Source organism: Streptomyces sp. NPDC029836 (assembly GCF_055574495.1).
The window spans coordinates 235,469-252,646 of record NZ_JBVHZI010000011.1 but is presented as its reverse complement, the minus strand read 5'-3'; the positions used below and the strand labels follow the sequence as shown (position 1 = coordinate 252,646).

The 17,178-nt window shown below is 72.3% G+C and carries 21 protein-coding genes; 13 read left to right on the top strand and 8 right to left on the bottom strand.

Translation table 11 applies throughout. From position 1 onward, the window contains the following. Positions 1-15: 15 nt before the first annotated feature. Positions 16-924, bottom strand: a complete 909-nt coding sequence (locus ACZ4XJ_RS28495) for a DPP IV N-terminal domain-containing protein (protein WP_468497874.1) — start codon at positions 922-924, stop codon at positions 16-18. 191 nt (positions 925-1,115) lie between these two features. Beyond that, entirely contained in the window at positions 1,116-1,787 is a 672-nt protein-coding gene (locus tag ACZ4XJ_RS28490) for a DUF4097 family beta strand repeat-containing protein (protein WP_468497873.1), read from the bottom strand. A 244-nt stretch (positions 1,788-2,031) separates the two neighbouring features. Between ACZ4XJ_RS28490 and ACZ4XJ_RS28485 the strand changes: the two genes are divergently transcribed. Together ACZ4XJ_RS28485 and ACZ4XJ_RS28480 are read left to right on the top strand one after the other, a co-directional pair. Continuing rightward, on the top strand, positions 2,032-2,889 hold the full coding sequence (locus ACZ4XJ_RS28485) for a helix-turn-helix domain-containing protein (protein WP_468497872.1): 858 nt from the start codon (positions 2,032-2,034) through the stop codon (positions 2,887-2,889). 167 nt (positions 2,890-3,056) lie between these two features. After that, a complete protein-coding gene (locus tag ACZ4XJ_RS28480) occupies positions 3,057-3,506 on the top strand; it encodes a PRC-barrel domain-containing protein (RefSeq protein ID WP_362880902.1) in 450 nt (149 codons plus the stop codon). 95 nt (positions 3,507-3,601) lie between these two features. Here ACZ4XJ_RS28480 and ACZ4XJ_RS28475 read toward each other — a convergent pair whose 3' ends face one another. From ACZ4XJ_RS28475 to ACZ4XJ_RS28465, 3 genes are all read right to left on the bottom strand, one after another. Then, on the bottom strand, positions 3,602-4,117 hold the full coding sequence (locus ACZ4XJ_RS28475) for an SRPBCC family protein (RefSeq protein WP_362880903.1): 516 nt from the start codon (positions 4,115-4,117) through the stop codon (positions 3,602-3,604). A 163-nt stretch (positions 4,118-4,280) separates the two neighbouring features. Beyond that, positions 4,281-4,664 (bottom strand): VOC family protein, encoded by a 384-nt coding sequence (locus ACZ4XJ_RS28470; protein ID WP_362880905.1) that lies wholly within the window; start codon positions 4,662-4,664, stop codon positions 4,281-4,283. An 88-nt stretch (positions 4,665-4,752) separates the two neighbouring features. Then, a complete protein-coding gene (locus ACZ4XJ_RS28465) occupies positions 4,753-5,322 on the bottom strand; it encodes a GAP family protein (RefSeq protein WP_468497892.1) in 570 nt (189 codons plus the stop codon). 130 nt (positions 5,323-5,452) lie between these two features. Between ACZ4XJ_RS28465 and ACZ4XJ_RS28460 the strand changes: the two genes are divergently transcribed. From ACZ4XJ_RS28460 to ACZ4XJ_RS28445, 4 genes are all read left to right on the top strand, one after another. After that, positions 5,453-5,614 carry a hypothetical protein gene (locus ACZ4XJ_RS28460; RefSeq protein WP_053676175.1) on the top strand — a complete coding sequence of 54 codons (162 nt, stop codon included), beginning with the start codon at positions 5,453-5,455 and terminating at the stop codon, positions 5,612-5,614. Positions 5,615-5,957: 343 nt separating this feature from the next. Next, complete coding sequence (locus tag ACZ4XJ_RS28455) at positions 5,958-6,320, top strand: PRC-barrel domain-containing protein (RefSeq protein ID WP_362880907.1); 363 nt, start codon at positions 5,958-5,960, stop codon at positions 6,318-6,320. Positions 6,321-6,468: 148 nt separating this feature from the next. Then, positions 6,469-7,434 carry a polyphosphate kinase 2 gene (gene ppk2, locus ACZ4XJ_RS28450; protein WP_362880909.1) on the top strand — a complete coding sequence of 322 codons (966 nt, stop codon included), beginning with the start codon at positions 6,469-6,471 and terminating at the stop codon, positions 7,432-7,434. A gap of 278 nt (positions 7,435-7,712) precedes the next feature. Beyond that, positions 7,713-9,809 (top strand): HelD family protein, encoded by a 2,097-nt coding sequence (locus ACZ4XJ_RS28445; RefSeq protein WP_468497891.1) that lies wholly within the window; start codon positions 7,713-7,715, stop codon positions 9,807-9,809. 452 nt (positions 9,810-10,261) lie between these two features. On the opposite strand, the gene ACZ4XJ_RS28440 is transcribed toward ACZ4XJ_RS28445, so the two are convergent. Further along, positions 10,262-10,450: a DUF6381 family protein gene (locus ACZ4XJ_RS28440; RefSeq protein WP_362880911.1), complete on the bottom strand. Its 189-nt coding sequence runs from the start codon at positions 10,448-10,450 to the stop codon at positions 10,262-10,264. 341 nt (positions 10,451-10,791) lie between these two features. Here ACZ4XJ_RS28440 and ACZ4XJ_RS28435 point away from each other — a divergent pair, with 341 nt between their 5' ends. The 5 genes from ACZ4XJ_RS28435 to ACZ4XJ_RS28415 all read left to right on the top strand — a co-directional run bounded on the left by ACZ4XJ_RS28435 (position 10,792) and on the right by ACZ4XJ_RS28415 (position 14,095). Continuing rightward, positions 10,792-11,664, top strand: coding sequence for a heavy metal-binding domain-containing protein (locus ACZ4XJ_RS28435; RefSeq protein ID WP_362880912.1), 873 nt, complete (start codon positions 10,792-10,794; stop codon positions 11,662-11,664). A 1-nt stretch (position 11,665) separates the two neighbouring features. Next, the gene (locus ACZ4XJ_RS28430; RefSeq protein ID WP_468497871.1) at positions 11,666-12,529 is read left to right on the top strand and encodes a heavy metal-binding domain-containing protein; all 864 of its coding nucleotides are present in this window, start codon (positions 11,666-11,668) and stop codon (positions 12,527-12,529) included. Then, complete coding sequence (locus ACZ4XJ_RS28425) at positions 12,522-12,920, top strand: hypothetical protein (protein ID WP_468497870.1); 399 nt, start codon at positions 12,522-12,524, stop codon at positions 12,918-12,920. Before ACZ4XJ_RS28430 ends, ACZ4XJ_RS28425 begins: the two co-directional genes overlap by 8 nt. 190 nt (positions 12,921-13,110) lie before the next feature. Continuing rightward, positions 13,111-13,713, top strand: a complete 603-nt coding sequence (locus ACZ4XJ_RS28420) for a TIGR03086 family metal-binding protein (RefSeq protein ID WP_362880918.1) — start codon at positions 13,111-13,113, stop codon at positions 13,711-13,713. 133 nt (positions 13,714-13,846) lie between these two features. Further along, positions 13,847-14,095 (top strand): DUF3253 domain-containing protein, encoded by a 249-nt coding sequence (locus ACZ4XJ_RS28415; RefSeq protein ID WP_468497890.1) that lies wholly within the window; start codon positions 13,847-13,849, stop codon positions 14,093-14,095. A gap of 36 nt (positions 14,096-14,131) precedes the next feature. Here the strand turns inward: ACZ4XJ_RS28415 and ACZ4XJ_RS28410 are convergent, their stop codons facing one another. After that, positions 14,132-14,677, bottom strand: coding sequence for a MarR family winged helix-turn-helix transcriptional regulator (locus ACZ4XJ_RS28410; protein ID WP_362880919.1), 546 nt, complete (start codon positions 14,675-14,677; stop codon positions 14,132-14,134). A gap of 7 nt (positions 14,678-14,684) precedes the next feature. Here ACZ4XJ_RS28410 and ACZ4XJ_RS28405 point away from each other — a divergent pair, with 7 nt between their 5' ends. Continuing rightward, the gene (locus ACZ4XJ_RS28405; RefSeq protein ID WP_468497869.1) at positions 14,685-15,185 is read left to right on the top strand and encodes a carboxymuconolactone decarboxylase family protein; all 501 of its coding nucleotides are present in this window, start codon (positions 14,685-14,687) and stop codon (positions 15,183-15,185) included. Positions 15,186-15,388: 203 nt separating this feature from the next. On the opposite strand, the gene ACZ4XJ_RS28400 is transcribed toward ACZ4XJ_RS28405, so the two are convergent. Further along, positions 15,389-16,030, bottom strand: a complete 642-nt coding sequence (locus ACZ4XJ_RS28400; RefSeq protein WP_362880921.1) for a PASTA domain-containing protein — start codon at positions 16,028-16,030, stop codon at positions 15,389-15,391. A gap of 237 nt (positions 16,031-16,267) precedes the next feature. Between ACZ4XJ_RS28400 and ACZ4XJ_RS28395 the strand changes: the two genes are divergently transcribed. Further along, positions 16,268-17,146 (top strand): DUF4394 domain-containing protein, encoded by an 879-nt coding sequence (locus tag ACZ4XJ_RS28395; protein WP_468497868.1) that lies wholly within the window; start codon positions 16,268-16,270, stop codon positions 17,144-17,146. The last annotated feature ends 32 nt before the right edge of the window (positions 17,147-17,178 follow it).

Genomic DNA, 17,178 nt, shown 5'->3' with positions numbered 1-17,178 from the left:
GAGCCCGTTCCATCCTCACCCTGCATCTGACCACCTCAAACTGAGGATGGAAAGGGCTCCCTGGTTGGGGTCCACCCGGGTGTCCCCGCTCTCGCCGAGCACCGCGGAGACCTCGCCGGTGACCGGGTCCAGCCGGTGGAGGGTGATCGTGCGCAGGTCGCGGGGGCGGTCGAGGAAGTGGACCGCCGAGCCGTCCGGAGCCCACCACGCCCACTGGGTCAGGATCGGCGACACGTTCGGCATGAGCGGCGGCTCGGCCCGTGCGCGGACCACCGTGCCCGTGGCGACGTCCAGGACGACGAGCTCGGCCCGCGGCAGGTTCTCGTCCCCGGCGTAGGCGTACCGCTGGGTGTGCAGGAGCGGCGCGGAGCCGTCGCTGGGCGCGGCCTCCACGAGGTGGGTGCGGCGGACGTCGCGCTCGTCGGTGCGGTGGGCCAGGACCTTGGTCGAGTCGGGTGACCAGAGGACCGCGGGCGGCAGGTGCGGCAGACCCGTCTTGCGCAACAGGGTGCTGTCGCCGGTGGACCGCGGTCCGCGGCCGTATCCGTGGTCGGGCTCGCCGTCGGTGGTCAGTTCCCACTCCCGGCCGTCGGACAGGGAGCGCGCCCACAGGTCGTGCCCCCGCAGGGACACCGCGAGCTCCCCGTCGGGTGACGGCACCTCCAACGGGTTGCCCGCCGGCGGGAACTCGGCCCGCTCGCAGACCCGGTCGTCCGGCCGGTAGCGCCAGTACGCGCCGAACGCGACGAACTCCGCGGCGTCCCCGGTCACTTCGACGCCGGTGAACGGCAGGGCCTCCGGGTCGACGTCCTGACCGGACGCGGCGGCCGGCGCGGTGACGAGCAGGGCGTGGTCGAACGCCGGCTCACGGGTACCCGCCGCGGGGTCCACCAGCGTGAACCGGCTGCCGAGGCCGTTGCTCACCGCGTACCGGAAGCGGGTGCCGCCGTCGATCCACTGCCGCCGGACCTTGTCACCGACGACGAGTTCGCCGGGGCGGGCGGGCGGGCCGGCGCAGGAGCTGCTCGGCGGCCCGGTAATCCTGGGTGGTGCTCATCCTCGTCGACGTCGTGAGGGGTCGGTACCGGCTACGGATGTCGGGGGGCGGGGCGCGTTCAGTGGCTGCGCGCGGTGATGTCGCCGTACGCGGTGGTGGCGCGGATGGTGAGGGCGGCGGCGGGGCCGTCGGCGTTGTTGAGGGTGTTGTGGACGCGGCCGTAGTGGGTGCCGGCGTCCAGGGTGGCGGAGGTGTGACGGGCGGCGCCGATGGTGATGTCACCGTGCTCGGTGCGCAGGGTGACGGTGCCGCGGGTGGCCTCGGTGATGTGGAGGTCACCCTTCTGGGTGTGGATGTCGGCGGGACCGCCGAGTCGGCCGATGGTGATGTCGCCGGCGTGGACGGTGAGGCGGGCGTGATCGGCCTCGTCGATCTTGACGGTGGCCTGCGCGGCTTCGAGGGTGACGTCGCCGAGGCGTCCGACGCCGCGGAACTCGACTGCGGCGGTCGTGGCCTCGACACGGGAGCCGGCGGGGAGTTGGACGGTGATCTCGACGGATCCGGGGTGGCCGAGGACGCGGTTCCTGGCGGGAGCGGCGGCGATCCGCAGGGTGCCGTCGTGGAAGTCGGCGGTGGTCTGCTCGGCCGCCTTGACGTCGCGGGCCTTGGTGGGGTCGGCGGGCAGGATCTCGACGGTGGTGTCGGAGCGGTCGGCGGCGATGACCTGGATGCGTCCCGCGGGGACGTCGAGGACGGCGGCGACCGGGGCGGGGGTGGCGAACTTCAGCATGGTGGGCTCCTTCGTCTGCGGCGGGCACTCGGTCGGCCCGGTTGTTTCCGATGAGGGAAACAGTAAGTTGCGTTCACGTATTGGGCAACGGATTCGTTGCATCAAGTCGCTGATATTGCAGGTCAAAGGGCCAATTTCGTTGCATTGTGGATGTGTTTAACGCAACGGTCAGTTGAGCACCTGTTGCAATGAGCTGAGGGTGAACGCTTTACTGGCGACACCACCGACTTCGAAGGAGCCCGCGATGCCGGCAGGCCGACTCACCCCACGGGAACGCCGACGGATCGCGCGGGGAGTGGCCGACGGCCTCGCCTACGCGGAGATCGCACGCGGCCTCGGCCGGCCGACCTCGACCGTCAGCCGCGAGGTACGGCGCAACGGCGGCCCCACGGCCTACCGAACCGACCGCGCCTACCGAACCGACCGCGCCTCCCGACCCGACCGCGCCTCCCGACCCGACCGCGCCTCTCGCCCCGACCGCGCCTCCCGATCCGACCGCGCCTCTCGCGCCGACCGCGCCCCCCGATCCGACCGCGCCCCCCGCGCCGCCGAACACCTCGCCCCCGCGCGGGCGTACGGGCGCGACACCGGGGCGGTGCGCGCGTACGGGGCGGTGCGCGCGTACGGGGCGGTGCGCGCGTACGAGGACCAGTGCGCGGCCGTGCTCATGCGATCGGGCCTGCCCAGGATGGCGGCCCGCGCGCTGGCCGGCCTCTGCACCACCGACGAGGGCGCCCTCACCGCGTCCGAACTCGTCGGGCGCCTACGGGTCAGCCCCGCCTCGGTCTCCAAGGCGATCGCGTTCCTCGAAGGCCGGGGGCTCGTCCGCAGGGAACGCGACGGAGGCCGCCGCGAGCGCTACCTCATCGACGACGACGCCCTGTACCGAGCGACGATCGCCGCCGCCCGCGGCACCGAGCACCTCGGTGTCACCGCACGACAGGGCGTCCGCGTCCTCGGCCCCGGGACCCCGGCCGGGGCCCGCCTCGAAACCGTCGCCCGGTTCGTCGACTTCGTCGCCGAGAGCCTCGCCCGCGCCGCGGACCAGGCCCGCGCCGCCCGACACCCGTGGCCCGCGCCGCCCCCGGACGGAACCGGCTGAGCAGCCGGGGTCGGGCCGCCCGGACCGGGGCACCCCGGGTGCCCCCGTACCCGTCAGTACGCGTGCGACGTCGGCGTCGTGCTTCCCATCGGCCTGCGCGGGTAGCCGACAGGCGACGGACCACGGACCACGGACGACAGCACACGGCAGTCGGGTAAGGAGCAGTAGTGATCACTCAGGACCAGCTCACGGCCATGGCAGGATGCACGGCGCACACGGACCAGGGGCAGCGCCTGGGACAGGTGGAGTACGTCCTGGTCGACGACACCACCGGCAGGCCCGAGTGGGTGCGGATCACCGACCGGGCCTCGGGGCTGGGTGGGGTGTTCGTCCCGCTCCGGACGGCGGAGTGGAAGGACGGGCGCCTGGTGGTGCCGTATCCGGTGACGCTGATCGAGCAGGCACCCTGCGCCGCGCTGGACTGCGGGAGCGTGCTCTCCGTGTCGGAGGAGGAGCAGTTGTACGGGCACTACGGGGTGCGTTCCGCACGCGACGAGGTCAACGCGGAGGGCGACGCCGGGTGGGCGGTGATGGACCGGGCGCAGGTCATGCGCGAGGGCACGGCCGGCCAGGAGCACGCCGTCTCCCGGCTGCGACCGGTCCAGCCCGGACGCTGAACCGGGCCCGGGGCGCCCGGGCTCCCGAACGTCCCGCCCGCCGCCGCGCCCCGGCGCCGCGCCCGCGACCTACCGGGCCCCGGCGCCGGTACGGATCACCGGTCGGCGGCGGCCGGTTCCTCCAGGACGCGCTTGAGGTTGCGCAGGGTGGTGCGGATGTTGCGCTGCTGGAAGTCGGCGAAGGTGTGGCCCCGCGTGGCGATCCGGTCGAAGGCGTGGGCCACGAAGTCGGGCCACGCGCGACGGTCGTCGGTCCACGTCTCGGTCACCCGGGTACCTTCCGGGACGGACTCGAACCGGTACTCCCAGGTGGCGATGGGGCCGCGCACGCGCGGCTGCCGGACGCCGATCGCGTGCACCCGGAACCGGAACAGGCGCCCCTCCTCGACCGCCGTCACGGTGCACCGGGTGGTCCACCGGAAGGCGCCGCGCTTGTTGCGCCCGTCGAACACCATGCCCACGCGCGCCTCCCCGGCGCCGCCGTGCACGGTGGCACCGAGGTTCTCCGGGCTCCAGTCGCCCATCCGCGCGGGATCGGAGACCTTCCGGTAGACATCGGCGGGCTGGGCAAGGACGACGATGCTGTCGGACACCGTGAACGTACGAGGCATGGGACTCCCCTTCTCGGCTGCCGACGCTACCCTCGGACGCCCCACCTGGCTACCCCCGGGTAACTTCGGCGGGCGGCAGGCAGGCACCCCCGACCGAGCCCCCGACTGGAGCCCCCGCCCCGAGCCCCCGACCCACCTTCCGGGCCGGGCCGGGGCGGAAACGTCACTCCTCCGTCGCGGCCCGGTCGGAGTCGCCGCGCAGAACGCAGAACTCGTTGCCCTCGGGATCCGCCAGGACGGCCCAGCCCGAGCCGTCGGGATTCCGGTGGTCGCGGACGAAGCGGGCACCGAGGCCCGTCAACCGTTCCACCTCCTCGTCGCGTGAGGTCTCGGGGCGCAGGCACAGATGGATGCGGTTCTTGCCCGCCTTGGCCTCGGGCACCTGGTTGAAGTACAGCACCGGGCCCTCGGCCGGCACCACCTGCGTCTCGCGGTCCCCCGGTTTGTCCTCCGGATGCAGGGGACAGCCCGTCGCACTGCTCCAGAACCGGGCCAACTCGTAAGCATCCGCACAATCGATCGCCACGTTCTGCACTACTGACACCATGCGTGTGACCCTTCCCGATCTCCGCGCCGAACGCCACCGAGTTGCGCCCAGGAAGCAACCCGGCACCCGTCGCGCCGCCACCGCCCGGTCAGAGGCCGGTGACGCCCTCCACGGTCAGGAGTACACCGATCACGGCCAGGACCACCGCCGTCACCGCGGCGTTGTGCGTCTCCAGCCACGTCCTGGCCCGCCCCAGCGGGGTGAGGACGCGCTCGCCCAGGACGACGTGCGACAGCAGGGGCAGCGCGACGGTGGACACGGCGATCGCGGTGAACACCGCCACGGCGATGCCGGCGCGCGCGGTACCCAGTTCGGCCGCGCCGACGGTCAGCCCGGCCGCCGCGGTCAGCAGGAGGGCCTTGGGGTTGGCGAGCGAGAGCAGCAGGCCCAACCGCAGCCCCTTGGCCGGGGTGGCGGTGGTGAGGGCCCGCATCCACGCCGGGGTGTCCTTCGCGACGCCGGAACGCCACTGCCGGACCGCCAGCAGGACGAGCACCAGGCCGAGCACGGCCTTGGTCCACGACGCCCAGGTGGGCGTCTCATCCGTGCGTTCGATGACAGAGGCGAGGGCGGTGCTGGCGGTCGCCACCATGAGGATTCCGACCGTCCAACCGGCGAAGAAGGCGCCGGCGGCCGGCCGGCCACTCGGCTGCGCAATCTACCCGTCGGGTAGGAGTGTGAACGAACAAAACCCGCGCGCATTCCCGTTCCTGGCGATGAAAAACAGGAAAATGCCACGTGCATGATCGGGGGCGGTGGGGGCACTCGGAGTCTCGGAGGTAATAACTATGGTTCCCCTGCTTCTTGTTCTTCTGCTCGCTCTGATCCTCTTCGGCGCCGGTTTCGCGGTGAAGATCCTTTGGTGGGTCGCCATCGCCGTTCTGGTGCTGTGGCTGGTCGGCTTCGTCGCCCGTCCCAAGGGCGGTAGCGGTCGGTGGTACCGCTGGTAGACCCGCCGCTGATCTGCGGCGTTGTGGTGTGGGGCCCGCCCCGGTCGAGGGGGCGGGCCCCACACCCATGTGTGCGTGCTCGTTACGGACGGCTGTTCCCGGGTAGGCGCGCGGGTGGCCCGGGCGGTCGACGGGAGCAGTCGGGAACCGACGCCTCCGAACCCGTCGGCCGCCCAGGTCCCGGCCCGTCCGGGAGCGTCCGGGAGCGTCGGAAAGATTCATCGCTTTCCCGGGTGTGAGGCGAATGCGCCGGGGCAGGCGAGTTTTTGTGATCGTGAGGCCGCCCGTCGCTCGGGAATTCCCGGGGGCGGGCGTCGAGTTCCAAGCCAATGGGAGGTTTCTTATGACCGAGAACGTGTGGGGCTACCGCGAGACGTCCGGCCGACTGACCGGCGCGGACCTGACGGACCTGACGGGCTACAAGGTCGAGGCCGCCGACGGCTCCATCGGCAAGGTCGACAAGCACTCGGACGAGGTCGGCTCCGCCTACATCGTGGTCGACACCGGCCCGTGGATCTTCGGCAAGGAAGTACTCCTGCCGGCCGGTACGGTCACCCGTATCGACCCGGGCGAGGAGAAGATCTACGTGGACCGCACGAAGGAGCAGATCAAGAACGCTCCCGAGTTCGACAAGGACAAGCACCTCGGCAACGCGGAATACCACCAGCAGGTCGGCGGCTACTACGACGGCCCGCGCGGCGTCTGAGCGAGTCCGCCGGATCCGACGCGCACGTCTTCGTGAGGCGGGGACGCGGGGCGGACGACCGGCAGCACCCGGAGGGCGGGGCGGCGACCATGCGGTTGCCGCCCCGCCCTCCGCGCTTGGTCCCGCGGTCGCCGGGTAGGCGCACGAAATGGAAGACGAAGCGGTGGAAACCGGCGAGGACCTGCTGTCCGGGTTGAGCATCGACGCGAGCAGGCCGGAGCAACCCGTCCTGTTGGACGCCGTAGGGGCTCCCATCCGGACGTGGCAGGAGAACTACCCGTACCAACAGAAGGTGCGGCGCGCCGAGTACGAGCGGAACAAGCGGATCCTGCAGATCGAACTGCTGAAGTTGCAGCGCTGGGTGCGCGAGACGGGCGCCCGGGTGCTGGTGCTCTGCGAGGGCCGGGACGCGGCGGGCAAGGGCGGCACCATCCAACGCTTCACCGAACGGCTCAACCCCCGAGGGGCCCGCATCGTCGCCCTGGACAAGCCGACCGAACGGGAAGCGGGGCAGTGGTACTTCCAACGCTACGTCGCCCACCTGCCGGGCCCCGGTGAGATCGTCTTCTTCGACCGGTCCTGGTACAACCGCGCCGGCGTCGAGAAGGTGATGGGGTTCTGCACGGAGCGCGAGTACGAGCTCTTCCTGCGGCAGTGCCCGACCTTCGAGACGATGCTGGTGGACGACGGGATCCTGCTGGTCAAGTTCTGGTTCTCGGTCTCCCAGGCCGAGCAGCGCACCCGGTTCGCGATCCGGCAGGTGGACCCCGTCCGCCAGTGGAAACTGTCGCCCACCGACCTCGCCTCCCTCGAACTGTGGGACGCCTACACGCGGGCCAAGGTCGCGATGTTCCGTGCCACCGACACCGAGGCGGCGCCGTGGGCGGTCGTCAAGAGCAACGACAAGCGGCGCGCACGGCTGGAGGCGATGCGCAGCCTGCTGTGGCGCGTCGACTACGACAACAAGGACCCGGAAGCGATAGGCAAGCCCGACCCCCTGATCGTCGGCGCCGCCGACACCCTCCTCGAAGAGGGCGAGGAACCCACCACGCTGTCCCCCACCCCGCTGACCGGCCTGCCCACCGGCCCGGGCCACCACCCGACGCCGGAGTGAGCGCCGGGCCACCCCGGAAGGGACGTCGACATTTCCGGGGCGCGCCGCCCATAAGGCATACGGATATTGAAAGCGCAATGGGAGATGTACGGAACAGCGGAATGCGCGATACGCGGTGCGGCGCGTCGTGCGTGGGTCACAAGGACATGACGGCCTGAGCAATTCAAGACTTATCCTCGGGGAACTTCGACCGTATGGTGTGGCTCGAATCGAAGGAGCCCCCGTTGTCGAAGGTGATGGAACCCGCTGTGCACGCGGTTGCGGCGGAACAGGATCATGTGTCCTCCCTGTACGAAGTGCTCACCGAGCGGCTTTGCGAAGCGCGAGCGCAGCGGGCGAATGTACTGAAGGACCCGCCGGAAAATTCCGGTGAGGCATTCGAGAGGGAAATAGCCGCCGAGCGCCTCACCAAGGAAATCGGCCGGCTGGAGGGCGCCGAAAAGGGGCTGGTCTTCGGGCGCATCGACCGGACGGACGGCACCACCCTGTACATCGGACGGATCGGCCTGCACGCGGAGGAGGACGACCTACCGCTGCTCGTGGACTGGCGCGCCAACGCGGCGCGGCCCTTCTACGAGGCGACGCCGGTCCACCCCATGGAACTGCGACGGCGCCGGCACCTGCGCCTCCAGGAGCGCACGGTCATCTCGGTGAGCGACGAACTCCTGGACGGGAGCGCCCCGACCGACGAGGACGTCGTGGGGGACGGCCCGCTGACCGAGGCCCTGTCGGCACGGCGTACGGGCAGGATGCACACCGCCGTCGCGACGCTGCAGGCCGAGCAGGACGCGGTCGTCCGCTCCGCCCACCGCGGGGTGACCGTGGTGCAGGGCGGCCCCGGCACCGGCAAGACGGTGGTCGCCCTGCACCGGGCCGCCTACGTCCTGTACGCGTTCCCGCGCGCCGCGCAGGAGGGGGTCCTGGTGGTGGGCCCGAACGCCCGGTTCCTCGACTACATCTCCCGGGTCCTGCCCTCGCTCGGGGAGAACGACGTCGTCCTGGCGACCTGCCGGGAGCTGGCCGGCGTGTCCCCGGCCACGGTGGACCCGTACGATACGGCGCGCCTCAAGGGCGGCGCCGACCTCGCCGACGCCCTGGCCGGCCTGTTGCGGGCCCACCAAGCCCCCGCCGGTGACTTCACCGTGCGGGTAGGACGGGAACTGGTCCAGCTGTCCGGCGAAGAGGTCGCCACGGCACGCGACGCCGCCGTGGCGGCCGTACCGGGGCACAACCCCGCGCGCCAGGTGTTCAAGGAGCTCTTGGTCGACGCCGTCACCGACGCGGTGCGACGGGACATGGGCGATCTCCTGGAGCGGATCGACGCCGACGCCGAAGCGATGACGGGCCTCAACCTGGACCGGTTCACGGGAGCCGACCGGCGGCGTGCCGAAGGCGCGGCCGACACCGGGCCTGCCCACGAGCTGGACCTGGACGCCCTCCGAGCCGACCTCCTCGATGGCGACGACGGTGCCGGCGGCGGCGGCGGCGATGGCGACGGCGATGGCGACAACAACGCCGCCGCAACCGGCGTCGACCGGGCCATCGAGTTGTTGTGGCCGCGTTTGACGGCCGGTGACCTCGTGAAGGCGCTCCTGACGAACGCCGGCGCTCTCGCCGAGCACCTGCCCCGCCTGACCGCGCAGGAGCGGTCCCTCCTGTTGCGCGGTCCGGACGACCCCTGGACCGACGCCGACGTGTCGTTGCTGGACGAGGCGGCGAGCCTGGTCGACGGCCCGCCCGAGCGGACGTACGGGCACGTCGTCGTCGACGAGGCGCAGGAACTGACCGCCATGCAGTGGCGGATGATCGTCCGCCGCTGCCCGGCAAGAGCGATGACGCTGGTGGGTGACTTCGCCCAGGCGGGCCCCCACGCGACAGCACGCGACTGGAAGGAAGCACTGGGCCCCCACGTCGGACGGCGGTTCGCACAGCACGACCTGACCGTCAGCTACCGCACCACGCAGGAGATCCTGGAGAGCGTCCGGGACCTGCTCGCACGGATCGCTCCGGACCAGAAGCCCACACGGTCACTTCGAACCGGGGCGCGCCCCCGCACCGTCACCACGACCGCGGACGGGCTGGTCACCGTCGTCGCTCAGGAACTGCGCGCCCAGAGCGCCGCGCACCCGGGCGAGCTGCTGGGAGTGATCTGCGCGGACAGCAGGGTGAACGAGCTGACTGCCCGGGGCATCGCGCACCACGCACGCATCGTGCCGGCGTCCGAAGCCCGCGGCCTGGAATTCGACGGGGTCGTCGTCCTGCACCCCGAGGAAATCATCACGGCCCGCCCCGGTGGGGAAAGGGACCTGTACGTGGCCCTCACCCGGGCCACGAAACGCCTCTGCACCGTCACCGTCACCGTCCAGCCCGCCTGATCGCCCGGCGCACGCGACGACGCCGCGCCGGCCGGGGGCCGTACGCCACGAGCCGATCCCCGCAGCCCCGTTCGGGCGATCGGCTCCGGGGCCCGTACCCTCCACACCCATCACATCATCGGCCGCTCGTACGGCCCGATTCGAGAAGAACGCACGCGCCATCGGCGCCCACGGCATCCGGGCTCTGGAGCACCTGGCTGCGCCGGGGCCGCTCACCGGGCCGCCGGCACCCGTCCTGCACCCGATCCTCGCCGCCGACGCCCGGCCGGTGTCGTCGGACCAGTGGGGCAGCATGGTCGAGGACGACGCCCTGTGCGAGGCCGTCCGAACGCTGCTGACGGCCGCCGAGGGGTGACGGGACGGGCGGCGGGGGGCGTACCGCGAGGGGGTGCGCCCCCACCCCGACGCTGCGCGCGCCCCGTCCTGCGGCGATTCCTCCCACAGCAGGGGGCCTACATCGGGTCCATGGTCCCGCTGCCCTTGCCGTTGACCTCTTCGCTCAACTGGCGGATGTGCAGGGCCTTCTCCGTCAGCCGCTGCTTCTCCGCCGGGTCGCCGGCGTGCTGGGCCGCCTGTTCGAGTTCCTCGGCCTTCTCGCGCATCTCCCGCGTCCGCTTGCTCGGCTGACTGTCGTTGTTCATGGCCAGTTCCTTCCCTCGGGGGAGTGAGTGCGGACGCCTGCATCCAACCAGCGGAGCGACACCGGGTCACCGCACCAGCACGGCGACCCACCGGAACTTCACCGTCCCGGACGCGCCACCGCTCTCCGCCGCGCCTACCCCATGACGGGATCACCATCCGCCCTCCGACCGGCGCCCGGCCACTCGTGCTCAAGGTCGGTGCTCAAGGCTCGTGCTCAAGGCCTGTGACGGGAGGCTCCGTTGGACCCGTCGATCAGTCGTTCGCCGTTCTGTTCGATGGCCTAGGCTGTCGACGGGCGACGCGATCCGCGAGGCGAGCCGAAGGGCCGATGGCAAGGGCGATGACAGACCGACGGAACACCGGTCCGCCGCACGCCGTTCCCGGTGGGGCGACGCGCTCCCGGGCCGGCGGCGTCTGGGACTCGGCCCTGACCTCCGAGGAGTACGCCGCCGTCAAGGGCGCCGGGTTCGAGCCGGTCGGCCAGGTGCTCGGTACGACCGTCTCCGCCGTCGGGTACGAGGGTCTCGGCGGCTGCCCGGGAGCGTGGAAGGCCGTGAACGGAAAGCGGGTGCCGTCCTCCCGATGGGTGCCGTCGCTGTCGGCAACGGCGAAGGCGATGCAGGGGGCGCGCAGGCTCGCGCTCGCGCGGGCGGTCGCCGAATGCGGCGCGCTCGGCGGCGACGGCATCGTCGGGGTCGAGCTGTGCGTCGACCGGTTCGCGGAGGGGCTCGTGGAGTGCACCGTCCGGGGAACGGCGGTCCGGGCCCGCTCGCGGATCCGGCCGCAGCGGCCCTTCACGTCGCACCTGACGGGCCAGGACTTCGCGAAGCTGCTGTACGCGGGATGGGTTCCCACCGGACTCGCCTTCGGCGTGGCCCTCGAAACCCGGCACGACGACTGGCGCACCTCGCGCCGCACCGCGTGGACCGCCGACGCCCAGGAAGTCGACGGCTACACGGAACTGCTGAGCCACGTCCGCCGGGAAGCCCGTGTGCGACTGACCCTCGACGCGGCGAAGCACGGCGGCGACGGGATGGTGGTGGACGACGTGGAGCTGACGGTGAGCGAGAGCGAATGCCCCGCGTACGGATACACGCGCGACCACGTCGCGGAGGCGGTCCTCGTCGGCACCTCCCTCGTCCGCTTCGCCCGCTCCGAGCGGTCCGCCGGGCCCACACCACTGGCCATCATGAGACTGGAGCGCGAGCGCTGATATGACCGAGCGAACGGGACAGGAACCGGCCGGCGCAGCCGCCCGACCGGCCGCGGACGGCATGCCCGAGGACGCGATGCGGCGGCTCGCGCAACCCCGGCCGGGGGAGGGGGCGGCGCCGTTCACCTCGAACCTGTCGGTGAACGAGTTCCTGTTGGTGCGCGAGGTCGGCTTCCGCCCGCTCGGTCTGGTCCTCGGCTCCTCCGTCTACCACGTCGGCATCCAGTTCGGCCGGTGGTCGAAGAACCAGGAGCTGACCAAACTGTCGCAGGCGATGTACCACGCCCGTGAACTCGCCATGAGCCGCATGGAGGCGGAGGCGAGCGCTCTGGGCGCGGACGGGATCGTGGCGGTGCGGCTGGACATCGAGTTCAAGGAGTTCGGTTCGGACGTGGCCGAGTTCATCGCCGTCGGCACGGCGGTCAAGGCGGCCGGCGCGGACCCGGGACCGGCGGGGACCTGGCTCAACAACAAGGGCAAGCCGTTCACCTCGGACCTGTCGGGCCAGGACTTCTGGACGCTGATCAGGGCCGGTTACGCACCCCTCGACATGGTCATGGGCTCCTGCGTCCACCACGTCGCGCACCAGCGCTTCGCGCAGGTACTGAGCACCGCGGGCCGCAACGTCGAGATCGAACCGTTCACCCAGGCGCTCTACGGAGCACGAGAACTGGCGATGGGCCGCATGCGGGCGGAGGCGGAGTCCCTGGACGCCGAGGGCATCGTGGCGGTCCAACTGCGGCAGCACTCGCACTCCTGGGGACCGCACACCACCGAGTTCTTCGCGATCGGGACAGCGGTCCGCCCGCTGCGCGACGACCACACCATCGACCGACCGAACATGGTGCTGAGCCTCGATGGCTGAGCCGCCGGACGTCGACGCGTTGGCCGCGGCGCTGCGCCGGGACAGCGCGGACCTGAACCTCTACGTCGCCGTGCTGGCGGCGCACCTGGCGGACGCGCTGCCGTCCGGCACGGTACGGGTCGAGCGCCGGCGTTCCGTGGTGGAACGGATGGCGGGGCGCGAGGGCCGCGTCACCACACTGGACGTCGCGCTGGGGGAGCGGCGCCTCCTGCTGCGGATGGACCGGGAGGGCCGCGCGAGCGGCGAGGTCTGCCACGAGGTACGGGGCATCGTGCTCTCCCGGCGCCCGGTGGGCCTGGACGAGTGGATCGACGCCCTGGCCCGTTCCCTGTCCGAAGCCGCGACCGCGAACGCCCGGGCCCGCGAGGCCGCGGAACGCTTCCTGTCCTGAGGGCGGGGGCGGGGGCGGGGGCTCGGGGCGGGGGCTGGGGGCCGGCCGGCCCGCCTCGCCGCCCCATGGCCCGCCTCGTCGCCCCATCGCCCATCGCCCATCGCCGGGGAACTTTCGGGGCGTGTTGCGATGAGTACGGGCTTTGCCGCCGGTCTACCCTTCGGGCCCATCGTTGTGGGAGGAGCGGCAGATGACCGGTACGACGACTCTCGACCTCGGACCGCAGGCCCGGATCGTGGCGCGGCTCGCGGCGGGCGTGCCCGACGCGCGGCTCGGCGAGCCGACGCCCTGCCCCGCGTACGCGGTCGGTGACCTGCTGGGTCACCTGGCCGGACTCTGCGTCGCCTTTCGCGACGCCGCCCGCAAGGACCTGGGCCCGACGACGGACACCGACCCCGAGTCGGGCGTCCCCGCTCTGCCCGCCGACTGGCGCGAGGAGCTGCCCCGGGTGCTCGACGAGCTGGCCGCGGCCTGGCAGGACCCGGCGGCCTGGACCGGCATGACCCGGGCGGGCGGCGTCGACCTGCCCGGCGAGGTCGCGGCCGCGGTGGCCGCGGACGAACTCGTCGTGCACGGCTGGGACCTGGCCCGGGCCACCGGCCAGGAGTACGCCCCCGATCAGGCCGCGCTGCGCGCCGCGCACGCGTTCCTGCTGGCGGCCGCCCAGGAAGGGGACCGCGGCGGCGGCATCTTCGGCCCCGTCGTGCCCGTACCGGACGGGGCCCCGCTGCTGGACCGGGCCGTCGGGCTGAGCGGGCGCGACCCGGGCTGGACGCCGCCGACGTCCCCGTGACACGGGCCCCCGGCCGCACACTGGAGGGGTGACGGACAGCGAAGGACAGACGGACGGCGAAGGACAGAGGGACGCCGAACGGCATCCGGACGGCGAACGGCACCCGGACGGCGAACGGCACCCGGACCGGCGCCTGGAGCGAGCCATCCTGGAGTTGCTGGAGCGTCGAAGCCCGACCTCCACCATCTGTCCCTCCGACGCCGCGCGGGCGGTGTACGAGGGCGACGGCGACGGCTGGCGCGCACTGATGGAACCGGCCCGCCGCGCGGCCCGCCGCCTGGTCACGGCCGGCGAGGTCGAGATCACCCAGGGCGGCCACCCCGTCGACCCGACGAAGACCCGCGGCCCGATCCGCATCCGCCGCCGCCGCCGCTCCGACTGACCGGGCCGGCGGTGGCCCCTCCCCGTCCGGCCGGCTTCAGGTGCCGCCGAGCCAACTGGTGGCGTCCAGGCGGAACGCGGTTTCGGCCGGGACGACGGTCCGCAGGGCGGTCTCGATGTCCCGTACGCGGTCCGCGCCCAGCGCCCGGGCCCACTCGGCGCGGAGTTCGTCGAACACGGCGGCCGAGCGGCCGAGGGCGGCGCGGCCGTGGGGGGTGAGCCGGACGAGTTTGCGGCGCGCGTCCCCGGGGTCGTCGGTGCGCTCCGCGTAGCCCAGGGCCAGCAGCCGGTCGACCGTCTTGCCGGCGGCCTGTTTGGAGACCCCGAGGCGCCGTCCGATGTCGCTCGCGGTCGCGCCGTGGGCGCCGATGGCCTGGAGGGCGAAGCCGTACGCGGGGCGCAGGCCGGGGTGGCCCTCCTCGGCCAGGCGGGCGTGCAACCGGTCGATGAGGGTGCGGAAGCCGCCGAGGAGGAGCAGGGGCAGCTCGAAGCCGGGTGTGCCGTCGGACGCCTCGGGGCGGGTCACCCCCTTGCCCGAATCGACAACCTGGTTTACGTTTCCTTCATCGACATCGTCAACCATGTTGTCGATGCTACGCGTGTCCCTCATCATCCGCCGCACCGACCCCGCAGGAGCCGTCATGACCGCCGCGCTGTCCGCACCCACCGATTCCCCCGCTCCCGCCGAGCTGTCCGCCCGAACCGCCAACGCCGTCGCGCTGCTCCGCGAGTCCCCGCAGACCCTGGACGGTTTCCTCAAGCTCAACGAGATCTTCGAGTCCACCACCCTGGACGCGCATTCCCGCGAGACCGTGATCCTCACCGTCGCCGCGCGCAACCAGTGCCACCTGTGCGTCGACATGCACGAGGCGAAACTCGCCGCCCTCGGCCCCGCCCCGGACCCCGAACGGCTCGCTGCCGTACGCCGGTTCACCCTCCAGGTGCTCGCCTCCTCGGGCGCGGTGAGCGAGGAGGAGCTGGCGGCCTTCCGGGCCCACGGCTACGACCGCCGCAACGCCCTGGAGGTCGTCCTCGGCATCGGTACGTACACCGTCTCGACCCTGGCCAACCGCCTCACCGGCGCCGCGTAGCAGCCCGCGGCGTACGGCCGCCCGGGCATCGGCGCCGGCGGCCGACGCAGAAGCGGACGACTGGGGCCCGGCCGTTGTCCCGTCGCGACGCCGACGACGGCGCCCCCGCCGGCTCGGTGTGGGCCCGCCGGCAGGCGGCGCTCGGCGCACGCGTCGGATCCCGACGGCGTCGAGAACGGGTCGCCGAACGGGGAGAGGTCACCTCAGGGGCAGGACTCGGCGGTCTTGACGGCGGTGAACGCGACCGGCTGCCCGTTCAGCGCGGAGCCCGGGGCCGGATTCTGGGTGCACACCTTCCAGTTCGACTCCTGGAGCACCATGCGGTTCTGCGACGAGGCGTCCTTGACGGTGATAGACGTGTTCGTCGGGAGCGCGGTACGGGCGGCCTTCATGCCCTTGCCGACGAAGTCGGGCATGGTGCCGCCGGCCGGCTTCGGCGCGGGGGCGTCGCCGGTCGGACAGTTCTCTTCGAGCTTGACCGTGCCGAAGTCGATGGTGGTCGACGTGTCGACGTTCGCACCGGGGGCCGGGGTCTGACTACAGACCTTCCAGTTGCGGTCGAGGGCCTGGAGTCGCTCCTGGCCGAGGCTGTCATGGGACTTCAGGAGGAGGAAACCGGCGGCTTGGGCCTCGTCCTGAGCGCTTTGCAGGCCCTTGCCGACGAAATCGGGGAGCGTGGCGGTCTTCGGGCCGCCGCCGGCGGTCTTCGACGGTGAGGTTCCGGCGGGCGAGGAGGAGGCGGTCGGAGCGGAGGTGTCGGGCTTGCCGTCCGCTGCCTGGGGGTTGCAGGCGGTGAGTGCGAGAAGGCCGACGCCAGCGAGCAGGGTGACGTGATGTGTGCGCATCGCGCCATGATCGCCGGGGATGCGCCGGTTCGTGGGGCCTGTGACCGTTCCGTGACGCACTGGAACCGTGGGCCCGCCGCGCGACGGCCAGGAGACGGGGCGGGTGCCCGGGCGTGCGGCCATTGGGATGGTGTTCGTGGGTTCGACCCATCCGGGGCGGGGCCGACGTCGAAACCCCGGGCGAGTCCGCGATTCCCGCGGGCCGCAGGCACGAACCCATACTTCTCGGGGAGCACCATGCGTACGCGCAAGACCATCACCGCCCTGTCCATCGCCGTGGCCGCGGCCCTGTCCGCGCCCGTACTGGCGTCCGCGGACGGCGGCGGCAAAGCCATGGACCACAGGGACCGGACGGGCCGCGAGGCACTGACCGCCGTGGGCCTGACCGCGAACCAGCGCCTGGTCGAGTTCACCGTCGACCGGCCCGGCCGGAGCATGTCCATCGGCAGGGTGACCGGCCTGGCCGGGGACACCAAGCTCGTCGGGATCGACTTCCGGGTGCAGAACGAGAAGCTCTACGGCGTCGGGGACCGGGGCGGCGTCTACACCCTCGACACCGGCAACGCCAAGGCCACGAAGGTGTCCCAGCTGACCGTCGCGCTCTCCGGCCGGCAGTTCGGCGTGGACTTCAACCCGGCGGCCAACCGGCTCCGCGTCATCAGCGACACCGGGCAGAACCTGCGCCACAACCTCGACGACGCCGCGGCCCCGCTCGGCACCACCGTCGACGGGACGCTCACCAACCCGACCACCCCGCCGTCCACGGCGATGGGCGTGACCGGTGCCGCGTACACCAACAACGACCTCAACACGGCGACCGCGACCACCCTCTTCGACATCGACACCACGGCCGACCGGGTCTCCCTCCAGTCGCCCGCCAACGCCGGCACCCTCGCCCCGACCGGGAACCTCGGCGTCGCCGCCGGACCCGACGCCGGCTTCGACATCTACTTCTCGCCCAAGCACGGCACCAACCACGGCTTCGCGGCCCTCAACACCGGCGGAGCCTTCCGCCTCTACGGCATCGACGTACTGACCGGCGCCGGCCGCGACATGGGCGCGTTCCCGAAGCAGCAGCAGGTCACCGACCTGGCCCTGCCGCTGGACCAGGGCTGACGTGACCGTGCGGTGGGCCGCCGGGCGCGCGC